Source organism: Thalassovita gelatinovora (assembly GCF_001458355.1).
Taxonomy (GTDB): domain Bacteria; phylum Pseudomonadota; class Alphaproteobacteria; order Rhodobacterales; family Rhodobacteraceae; genus Thalassobius; species Thalassobius gelatinovorus.
The window spans coordinates 1-959 of the sequence record NZ_CYSA01000014.1 but is presented as its reverse complement, the minus strand read 5'-3'; the positions used below and the strand labels follow the sequence as shown (position 1 = coordinate 959).

2 protein-coding genes are annotated in these 959 nt (G+C 61.7%); both read right to left on the bottom strand.

Going from position 1 to position 959, the window contains the following annotated elements; genetic code table 11:
- Nucleotides 1-20: 20 nt before the first annotated feature.
- Complete coding sequence (locus TG4357_RS04790) at nt 21-338, bottom strand: hypothetical protein (RefSeq protein ID WP_058261740.1); 318 nt, start codon at nt 336-338, stop codon at nt 21-23.
- 11 nt (nt 339-349) lie between these two features.
- A partial coding sequence (locus TG4357_RS19445; protein ID WP_233487431.1) for a pyocin knob domain-containing protein occupies nt 350-959 on the bottom strand: 610 nt, incomplete at its 5' end.

Genomic DNA, 959 nt, shown 5'->3' with positions numbered 1-959 from the left:
CTCCGCTTGTAGCGCTTTCTTCACCCGGCTTCATCCGGCCCGCGATCATGCGGCGGCACGGTGATCGGGCCGTCAGCGACAACCGTGATCGGGGCGGGAAACAGGCTCTGTTCCTGCGCATTCGCACCATGCGGCAGGATCAACGACAGCTGCAAAACGCCACCTGTTCGGGTGACGTCGGCGGCCAGCCAGTCACACCCCAGCCCGGAGCGCGGCATCGTCTCGGCCTCGGTCAGACCGGTGAAATCGAAATCCGTACCGTTGATTGTCAACACGTCGCCGGATCTGGACAGGGTCAGAACCTCGTCGCGGCGCTGCGGGATCAGGGTAATCTGCATCTGCTTTCTCCTCAGAACCAGTGGCCAATGGCGGTCAGGTTTGCGGTCGGGCTGATGTCTACCGCACTATCGGTCGCTCGGATTGCGTTGATGTTCCCCGAAGCTGTGGCACTGCCCGACTGCGCGATCAAAAAGTTGGCCCGGTCATACGCGTTGCCCGTGGTCGCTGTAACGATGCCGGACAGGGCAGGTATCGCAGAGAATGCGGCAGGATAGGTCCAGTTTGTTGTGGCGGTCAGGTAGGGTGCTGACCGCGTACCGCTGCCCCCCTGAATAAGGCTGCCCAGATTCAGGCTGTGAGTACAGATCTGGGTGCCATCTGCCCAGCGGGTATAGGCCCCATTGGCGTTGCTGCCGCGTTCGATCACCGCGCCGTCTGGAACCCCGCCGCTCTGGCTCACGCTGCCCAGAAGACTGCCCGAGGAATACAGTTCGCGCCAGGGGGACCATCCGGTCGCGGCATTGCTGCGCACGAATTTGCGCGGGGCACCATTTCCGTACAGCGTATAGTCCTGAACGCAGCGGGTGCTGCCATCATAAATCACCAGAAGCGCCCCGGCCGAACTGATCGGATAATTGTTTCCGGGCGTATTCCCGGCGGTCGTGTTGTAGTAAAAACCG